8 protein-coding genes are annotated in these 8,439 nt (G+C 69.2%); 5 read left to right on the plus strand and 3 right to left on the minus strand.

Going from position 1 to position 8,439, the window contains the following annotated elements:
* Positions 1 to 201: 201 nt before the first annotated feature.
* Positions 202 to 723, minus strand: a complete 522-nt coding sequence (locus VFL64_RS17615; protein ID WP_489541684.1) for a hypothetical protein — start codon at positions 721 to 723, stop codon at positions 202 to 204.
* Positions 724 to 783: 60 nt separating this feature from the next.
* On the opposite strand from VFL64_RS17615, the gene VFL64_RS17620 reads away from it, so the two are divergent.
* From VFL64_RS17620 to VFL64_RS17640, 5 genes are all read left to right on the plus strand, one after another.
* The gene (locus VFL64_RS17620) at positions 784 to 1,296 is read left to right on the plus strand and encodes a CinA family protein (RefSeq protein WP_489541685.1); all 513 of its coding nucleotides are present in this window, start codon (positions 784 to 786) and stop codon (positions 1,294 to 1,296) included.
* Between the two features lie 161 nt (positions 1,297 to 1,457).
* Positions 1,458 to 3,653 (plus strand): catalase/peroxidase HPI, encoded by a 2,196-nt coding sequence (gene katG, locus VFL64_RS17625; protein WP_489541686.1) that lies wholly within the window; start codon positions 1,458 to 1,460, stop codon positions 3,651 to 3,653.
* A gap of 366 nt (positions 3,654 to 4,019) precedes the next feature.
* On the plus strand, positions 4,020 to 4,295 hold the full coding sequence (gene infA, locus VFL64_RS17630; protein ID WP_489541687.1) for a translation initiation factor IF-1: 276 nt from the start codon (positions 4,020 to 4,022) through the stop codon (positions 4,293 to 4,295).
* Positions 4,296 to 4,400: 105 nt separating this feature from the next.
* A complete protein-coding gene (cspE, locus tag VFL64_RS17635) occupies positions 4,401 to 4,610 on the plus strand; it encodes a transcription antiterminator/RNA stability regulator CspE (RefSeq protein WP_489541688.1) in 210 nt (69 codons plus the stop codon).
* Positions 4,611 to 4,647: 37 nt separating this feature from the next.
* A complete protein-coding gene (locus VFL64_RS17640) occupies positions 4,648 to 4,911 on the plus strand; it encodes a hypothetical protein (protein ID WP_489541689.1) in 264 nt (87 codons plus the stop codon).
* Positions 4,912 to 4,924: 13 nt separating this feature from the next.
* On the opposite strand, the gene VFL64_RS17645 is transcribed toward VFL64_RS17640, so the two are convergent.
* A complete protein-coding gene (locus VFL64_RS17645; protein WP_489541690.1) occupies positions 4,925 to 5,305 on the minus strand; it encodes a response regulator in 381 nt (126 codons plus the stop codon).
* Positions 5,302 to 8,316 (minus strand): response regulator, encoded by a 3,015-nt coding sequence (locus VFL64_RS17650; protein ID WP_489541691.1) that lies wholly within the window; start codon positions 8,314 to 8,316, stop codon positions 5,302 to 5,304. The genes VFL64_RS17645 and VFL64_RS17650 overlap by 4 nt, the downstream gene beginning before the upstream one ends.
* Between the last annotated feature and the right edge of the window lie 123 nt (positions 8,317 to 8,439).

Below are 8,439 nucleotides of genomic sequence, written 5' to 3' on the forward strand. Positions count from 1 at the left end.
TCATGGACGGTGCGGCTGCACGGGCCTCGAGGCTCGTCAATGCGACCAGCGCGCCAAGGATCAGTGTGTTCATGTCTCCACTCCTTCATGCAAGGTCTAACGACTTGCGTGAAGGGTATCGGGCTTGCCGCATCGGCGATACAGGCGGTTACATCCGGCGCACTCAAGCCGCGGAATTTGTCTCGCGCGGGCGCAGTTCCCTCACTGCTTCACGGGGGGTGGCGCGTCTTTCTCCGCCGTGACTGGCATCTCGCACAACGAAGCTTCGGCCGGGCCGAAGCGCTGGGCGAAGGCTTCGGCGCTCACGCGCTGGTACTGGCTGGGCAGCTTCAGCGCCGCCCATTCCTCGCAGGTGTAGCTGCGCCCGCCGGTCTCAAACAAGCCGTCGCCGCAGCGCAGGAGGCCGCGGCGGTTGGTTGCGAGGATGCTCGGGCAGGGGCTGCGCGTCTCGACCCCGCAGCCCCACACCTGCGTCAACAGGCTGTCGCGCACCACGCCGCGGATGTGCCCGTGCTTGCGTGGCCCCTCGCCCGACACCGGCACGCTGCTCAGCGAGCCGCAGACGCGTGAGCCCTCTTGCGTGAGCCGGTAGCCGTAGCACAGGCCGGGGACGCTTCCGCAGTCTTCCCACAGGCCGGTGAAGTCGGCCGGTGGCGCGGCCGTCGCGGAGGTGGCGGCCAGCAGGCCGATGACGAGCAGGAGGCGAAGACGAAAGGGCTGCATGTGCGTGGCTTCTTCAGTTCAAATCCGGGCCAGTACCAGCCGCCAGTTTGACCCATCCCTATGGACACCACCGCACTCTTCACCCTCGGCGAGCGCATCGGCGACCTGCTCGTCGCCCGCAGCGAGACCATCGTCGTCTCCGAATCGTCGGCCGGTGGCCTGATCTCGGCCGCCTTGCTCTCGCGCGCCGGTGCCTCCGGGTACTACCTCGGCGGCGCGCTGGTCTACACGCGCCGCGCCTTCCGCCGCCTCACCACGCTCACGGCCGACGACATGGCGGGCCTGCGCTCGTCCACCGTGCCCTACGCGCAGCGGCTGGCGCACCACCAGCGCACGCGCTTTCGCGCCAGCTGGTGCATCGCCGAGACCGGCGCGGCCGGGCCCGACGGCAACCCCTATGGCGACCCGGCCGGCCACTGCTGCCTGGCGGTCGACGGGCCCGTGACGCGCGAGCGCCTGCTGCGCACCGGCATCACCGACCGGGCGGCCAACATGTTCGCCTTCGCCCACGCTGCGCTGGAGCTGCTGGAAGAAGCGATCCGTGCCGCCCCGCGGGACCCACCCCTCGGCTGACACACAGCAAGCATCTCGAAGCCTCTCGCCGACCGAAGGCCATTCATTTGCGCCTATCGGCTTCATTGCCTCCGCCAAATTGACGCTTCGGTGCCTGCGGGCCGACCATCGGCTCCCAGTTGCAGCAAGCCGTTCAATCCCGTCACGCCCAGGAGGCCAACATGTCCAGCGAAGCCAAGTGCCCGTTCTCGGGTCGCCCACTCCAACACACCGCCGCCGGCGTAAAGGGCAACCGCGATTGGTGGCCCGAACAGCTCAACCTCGCGATCCTGCACCTGCACTCGGCCAGGTCCAACCCGATGGGCGAGCAGTTCAAGTACGCCGAAGCGTTCAAGACCCTCGACCTCGACGCCGTCGTCAAGGACCTCACCGCCCTGATGACCGATTCGCAAGACTGGTGGCCCGCCGACTACGGCCACTACGGTCCCTTCTTCATCCGCATGGCCTGGCACTCGGCCGGCACCTACCGCGTGCAAGACGGCCGCGGCGGCGCGGGCACCGGCTCGCAGCGCTTCGCGCCGCTCAACAGCTGGCCCGACAACGGCAACCTCGACAAGGCCCGCCGCCTGCTCTGGCCCATCAAGCAGAAGTACGGCAACAAGCTCTCGTGGGCCGATTTGATGATCCTCGCCGGCAACGTCGCGCTGGAGTCCATGGGCTTCAAGACCTTCGGCTTCGCAGGTGGCCGCGCCGACGTGTGGGAGCCCGAGACCGACATCTACTGGGGCCCCGAGACCACCTGGCTCGGCGACGAACGCTACGCCGGTGACCGCGACCTCGCCAACCCACTGGCCGCGGTGCAGATGGGCCTCATCTACGTCAACCCCGAAGGCCCCAACGGCAACCCCGACCCCGTGGCCTCGGGCCGCGACATCCGCGAGACCTTCAAGCGCATGGCCATGAACGACGAAGAGACCGTGGCCCTCGTCGCCGGCGGCCACACCTTCGGCAAGGCCCACGGCGCGGGCGATGCCAAGCAGGTGGGCCGCGAACCCGAGGGCGCGTCCATCGAAGAGATGGGCCTGGGCTGGAAGAACACCTTCGGCAACGGCGTGGGCGCGTACACCATCACCAGCGGCATCGAAGGCGCATGGACGCCCACGCCCACCCAGTGGGACAACAGCTACTTCGAGACCCTCTTCGGCTACGAGTGGGAGCTGACCAAGAGCCCCGCCGGCGCGCACCAGTGGGTGCCCAAGGGCGGCGCCGGGGCCACCACCGTGCCCGACGCGCACGACCCCAGCAAGCGCCACGCCCCCATGATGACCACGGCCGACATGGCGCTGCGCTTCGACCCGGCCTACGAGAAGATCTCGCGCCGCTTCAAGGAGCACCCCGAGCAGCTGGCCGATGCCTTTGCCCGCGCCTGGTACAAGCTGACCCACCGCGACATGGGCCCGCGCGCCCGCTACCTCGGCAAGCTGGTGCCCAATGAAGTGCTGCTGTGGCAGGACCCGGTGCCCGAGGTCGACCACCCGCTCGTCGACGAGAAAGACGTGGCCGCGCTCAAGGCCAAGGTGCTGGCCTCGGGCCTCAGCGTCTCGCAGCTCGTGAGCACCGCGTGGGCCTCGGCCTCCACCTTCCGCGGCGGCGACAAGCGCGGCGGCGCCAACGGCGCGCGCATCCGCCTCGCGCCGCAGAAGGAGTGGGAGGTCAACCAGCCCACCGAGCTGGGCCGTGTGCTCGCCAGGCTCGAAGCCGTGCGCAAGGAGTTCAATGAGGCGCAGACCGGCGGCAAGAAGGTGTCCATCGCCGACCTGATCGTGCTCGCAGGCGGCGCCGCCGTCGAAGCTGCCGCCAAGAAGGCCGGCGTCGACATCACCGTGCCCTTCACCCCGGGCCGCACCGATGCCACGCAAGACCAGACCGATGTCGAATCGATGGCTTACCTGGAGCCCATCGCCGATGGCTTCCGCAACTACGTCAAGAAGGGCCGCGGCCTGGAGAACTCGGCGGCCGAGCTGCTGATCGACAAGGCCCAGCTGCTCACGCTCAGCGCCCCTGAGATGACGGCGCTCGTCGGCGGCCTGCGCGTGCTTGGCGCCAACCACGGGCACAGCAGGCTGGGCGTCTTCACCACCCAGGAAGACACGCTGAGCAACGACTTCTTCGTCAACCTGCTGGACATGCGCACCCAGTGGGCCCGGGCCGACGGCGGCGTGCTCGAAGGCCGCGACCGCAAGACCGGCCAGCTCAAGTGGACGGCCACCACCGTCGACCTGGTGTTCGGCTCCAACTCGCAGCTGCGCGCCTTGTCGGAGGTGTATGCCTGCGCCGACGGGCAGCAGGTCTTTGTGAAGGACTTCGTGAAGGCCTGGGCCAAGGTGATGAACCTCGACCGCTACGACCTGCTCTGAGCGCGCGCGCGAGCGCGCCATGCCGTGCAGAAACAAAGGGCATTCGCCCCTGCAGGTACACTGCGCGCTCGCCGTGGCGACCCGGTGGCTCCCCCCAAGAGCTTCCACGCCGCGCTGAGATCCGAGTGATCTCCCTCCTTGGCCAGACCTCTTTGCGCGGTACTCCCGCAATCCCGGCTCCCTGGCAGCTCCTGGTTCGCAGCATCTCCCCCTGCCAGCCACCCGCGGGATCGAGTTCATCCGCCGCTGGCGCGCACCGCGCGTCCCCACAGATCCGGCCACGCTTCGATGCGAGGCCATCACCTCTGCCACGCGGCCGTCCTGCGCGTGGCGCGTCTTCCATCGACCCCCTTTGCAGAAGGCAACATGGCCAAAGAAGAACTGATCGAAATGCACGGCACGGTGAACGAAATCCTGCCGGACTCGCGCTTCCGCGTGACGCTCGAAAACGGGCACAAGCTCATCGCCTACACCGGCGGCAAGATGCGCAAGCATCACATCCGCATCCTCGCGGGCGACAGTGTGTCGCTCGAACTCTCGCCCTATGACCTCAGCAAGGGGCGCATCACCTTCCGTCACCTCGACCGCCGCGGCCCGCCGCCCGGTGCGGGTGCCGGCCCGGCGCGCTTCCCGCGCCGCTGACACGACCTCATGACCTCTCAAGAATTCAGCGACCACTCCCGGGCGCTGCTGGCCCGCACCAGCGAAGGCTGGCGCATCTCTTTTCATACCTCAAGGAAACACGACATGACCACCGAAACCGGCACCGTCAAATGGTTCAACGAAAGCAAGGGCTTCGGCTTCATCGCCCCTGACAACGGCGGCAAGGATCTCTTCGCCCACTTCAAGGAAATCCAGGGCGCGGGCTTCAAGACGCTGCTCGAGAACCAGCGCGTGGAGTTCGAAGTCACCCAAGGCCAGAAGGGCCCCCAGGCCTCGCGCATCCGCTCTCTCTGAGCGCCCGCACCGGCTGGCAACGGCAGCGCATCGCCCCATGAAGGATCTTCAGGAGGCGACCGAGCGCATCTGCGAGCTCAAGGGCTCGCTGATCGCGCTCGACGTGCTGGTGACGGCCGTGCTGCGCGCCCTGCCGCACGACGAGCGGCAACGCGTGCTCGCAAGCTTTGCGCAGCACGCAGAAGTGGCGCGAACCATCTTGCTCAACGAGCCGATCTCCGAGCTGACGATCGGCGCGTTCGAGCACGACGTGCGCCGCTTGTGCTCACTCGACGACGCGACCGTGCCGTCTGGCGAGTGAGCTGACGGCATCGTCAGGTCAGATACCGCCGCACGCTCGCGGCAAAACTCCCCACATCAATCGGCTTCGCGATGTACCCATCGCAGCCCGCGGCCAGCATCCTCGCCTCGTCGCCCTTCATCGCGTAGGCCGTGAAGGCCACCACCACCAGCCCGGCGTGGGCCGGGTCGGCGCGCAGGCGGCGCGTCAGTTCGAGCCCGTCGATGCGGGGCATCTGGATGTCCATCAGCACCAGGCGCGGGCGGTGGGTGGCCAGTTGCACCAGTGCGGCGTCGGCGTCTTGCGCGGTCGCCACCTTCAGGCCATCGGCGCCGAGCAGGAAGGCGGCCATCTCCAGGTTGAGTTCGTTGTCGTCGACGATGAGCACGTCGGCGCGCTCGTGCGTGGCGGTCATGCGGCGTGCCATTCGCGGATGTGGGCCAGCAGCGCGTCGATGCCGCCCTGCGTCTTGCTGGTGATGGCCAGGGCCGAGCGCGACAGCTCGGCCAGGTCGGCCGGGCCCAGCTCCATGCTGGTCCACACGAACACCGGCAGCTGCGAGAAGGCGGGGCGCTCGCGCAGGGCGCTGAGCACGTCGAAGCCGTTCATGCCGGGCATCAACAGGTCGACGACCATGGCGTCGGGCCGCAGGTCGTCCAGGCTGTCGAGGGCGGCGTGGCCGTCGGGCATGCACAGCACGGTCATGCCGATGGACTGCAGCGTGGCAGCCATCAGGTCGCGCGAGGCGGCTTCGTCGTCGACCACCATGATGCGCGGCGCGGCGCTGCTGCGCAGGCCGAGCCGGCGCAGGCTGGCCTGCACTTCCTCGGCACGCAGCGGCTTGTGCAGCACGTCGCTCACCTGGAAGCCGGCGAGCGCCGAGGTCTCGGTGACCATGGTGACCACGATCACCGGCACCGTGGCATGCAACGCGCTGGCGCGCAGGGTGGCCAGCACCTCGAGGCCGCTGCGGTCAGGCAGCAGCAGGTCGAGCGTGATGGCGTCGTAGTGCCGCTCGGCGGCGTGCTGTAGGGCCTGCTCGGCGGTGGCGCCCACGTCGACCTGGTAGCCGGCGGCCGACAGGGCCCGCACGAGCTTGGCCTGGTCGGCCACGTCGTCTTCGACCACCAACACACGGGGCGCACCGGGGCGGGCCGCCGTGCCCTGCACCACGGCGGCGGCAGCAGGTGTGGTCGGCGTGCGGCTGGCGCCCGGTCGGCGCGGCAGCACCACATGGAACACGCTGCCTTGCCCCGCCGTGCTGCGCAGGCCCACGGTGCCGCCTTGCAGCTCGGCGAGCTGGCGCGTGAGCGCAAGGCCCAGGCCGGTGCCGCCATGCTGCTTGGTGAGGCCGGCGTTGATCTGCTGGAAGGGCATGAAGAGCTTGTGCTGGTCGGCCGGCGCGATGCCGATGCCGGTGTCTTCGACCTCGATGCGCAGGTGCTCCGGCCCGTCGGCGCGGCTGCGCAGCGTCACACGGCCGCCGGCCGACGTGAACTTGATGGCGTTGGACAGGAAGTTGTAGAGCACCTGCTTGAGCCGCGCCGGGTCGAGCTCCAGCCCGTGCAGCGCGGGGTCGTGGTCGACCACCAGCTCGATGCGCTTGCGCGCGGCCTCGGCCTGCAGCACGCCCAGCACCTCGTGGCTGAGGCGCGGCAGGTCCACCGGCTCGGGGTGGAATTCGAGCTTGCCCGACTCGACCTTGGCGAGGTCGAGCACGTCGTTGATGAGCTGCAGCAGGTGGCGCCCGCCGGCGGCGATGTGGCCGAGGTATTCGCCCCGCTTGGGCGAGTCGGCCGGGATCATGCCGGTGCGCAGGATCTCGGCGAAGCCGATCACCGCATTGAGCGGCGTGCGCAACTCGTGCGACATGTTGGCCAGGAACTCGCTCTTCAGCCGGTTGGCCTCTTGTGCCTGGCGGTATTCCGATTCGAGGCGCACCTGCTGCAGGCGCATCTCTTCGGCCTGCTTGGCCGGCGTGGCGTCGCTCACGATGCCGATGATGCGGCGCGGCTTGCCGTTCTCGCTGATCACGGCGGCCTGCGAGGCGATCCAGTGCACGCTGCCGTCGGGCCAGATTACGCGGCATTCGGTGCGCCAGCTCTGCTGCTCGCCGTCGATGGCAGGGGGCCGGATCTCCTGGTCGATCAGGTGGCGGTCTTCGGGGTGCACGTGGAAGATGAAGTCTTCGAGCGTCCAGTGCGGCACGGGCTCGGTGTAGCCGAAGCATTCGTCGTGGCGTTGCGAACGCGTGATGACGTTTGTCTCGAGGTCGAGCTCCCAGGTGCCGATGCGGCTGATGTCGAGCGCCATGCGCAGGCGCGACTGGCTGTCGCGCAGGGCGCCTTCGGCCGCGAGGCGCGACGCCTCGCGCTCGCGCAGCAGCTGCTGCGCCTGGGCGAGCGCGCTGGCCACTTCGGCGGTTTCGCGCAGGGCGGGGGGTGGCAGGGTGGCGGCCTCGCCGCGGCCGATGGCCAGCGCGGGCGCCACCAGCGCCTGCACCGGCTCGGCGATCTGCCGGCCCAGCCGGCGGGCCAGGGCGATGCCGCTCAGCAGCAGCGCGATGCCGGTCAGCGCGATCACGCCGAGGCGGCGGGCCAGCACGGCGTGCATCTCGGCCACCGGCACGCCGATGGCGGCTGCCCAGCCGAAGGTCTCGGACTGGCTGAAGCAGCCGACGGCGTCGATGCCTTCGGTGGAGCGCCCTTCGAAGTGGCCTTCGCGGCGCGCGCGCAGCTCCTCCAGCAGCGGGGGCGCTGCCAGCCGGCCGACGAACAGCTCGGCATCGCGGTTGCGCGCGACGATGTGGCCCGCGCTGTCGACGATGCCGACCGGCCAGGTGTGCGAGAAGCTCTGCTGCTCGATGATGCGGGCGAAGCGCTCGGGGCTGAACACCATCTCCAGCCGGCCGATCACCGTGCCGTTGCGCATCACCGGCACGGCGGCGGCAACCTGCAGCTGCTTCGACACCTCGCCCACGAACATCTCCGACACGGCAGGCCGCGCGGTGGGAATGACGCTCGGGAAGCGGTCGTGCCGCAGCTTGAACAAGGGGCTGCCGTAGGGCTGGGCGGCACTGACCAGGCCCTGCAGCGTGGTGTCGAACAGCACGATGTTGTTGGCGCTGCTCTGGCGCAGCACCTGGCTCGCCTGCTCGTGAAAGCGCCGGTAGTTGCCATCGTCGATGTGCGACGAGGTGGCCAGTGTCTCCAGCACGCCGACGCTCAAGGCCAGCTCACGCTCGACCTGGTGCACCAGGCCGCGCGCTTGCAGCACGCTGGAGGTGATGCGGTCGTCGCGCTCGCGCTGGTAGGCGAAGAAGGCAATCACCGAGGCGGCCAGCCAGGCGGGCACGATGCAGGCGATCACCAGGAGCTGGACGCGTTTGCCGATCGAATCCAGGCGGGTGTTCGCCTCTTCCGGCATCCCGACTCCTTGGGTTGGCCCTGGTGCCTGCGACTCTAGCCCCCAATGCGGCGGGGGTGCAATGGGAACTGTCTGAGGGACGGATGCCCCGTCTGAGCGGGGTCAAGCCGGCGAGGCCACGCG

The organism is Rhizobacter sp., from assembly GCF_035702065.1.
In the GTDB taxonomy this organism is placed as follows: domain Bacteria; phylum Pseudomonadota; class Gammaproteobacteria; order Burkholderiales; family Burkholderiaceae_C; genus Rhizobacter.

Bases quoted from the DNA above. Each gene is read 5' to 3' on its own strand.
- katG (WP_489541686.1), top strand. From the start codon at position 1,458: ATGTCCAGCGAAGCCAAGTGCCCGTTCTCGGGTCGCCCACTCCAACAC.
- VFL64_RS17620 (WP_489541685.1), top strand. From the start codon at position 784: ATGGACACCACCGCACTCTTCACCCTCGGCGAGCGCATCGGCGACCTG.
- VFL64_RS17650 (WP_489541691.1), bottom strand. From the start codon at position 8,316: ATGCCGGAAGAGGCGAACACCCGCCTGGATTCGATCGGCAAACGCGTC.
- VFL64_RS17645 (WP_489541690.1), bottom strand. From the start codon at position 5,305: ATGACCGCCACGCACGAGCGCGCCGACGTGCTCATCGTCGACGACAAC.
- VFL64_RS17615 (WP_489541684.1), bottom strand. From the start codon at position 723: ATGCAGCCCTTTCGTCTTCGCCTCCTGCTCGTCATCGGCCTGCTGGCC.
- cspE (WP_489541688.1), top strand. From the start codon at position 4,401: ATGACCACCGAAACCGGCACCGTCAAATGGTTCAACGAAAGCAAGGGC.
- VFL64_RS17640 (WP_489541689.1), top strand. From the start codon at position 4,648: ATGAAGGATCTTCAGGAGGCGACCGAGCGCATCTGCGAGCTCAAGGGC.
- infA (WP_489541687.1), top strand. From the start codon at position 4,020: ATGGCCAAAGAAGAACTGATCGAAATGCACGGCACGGTGAACGAAATC.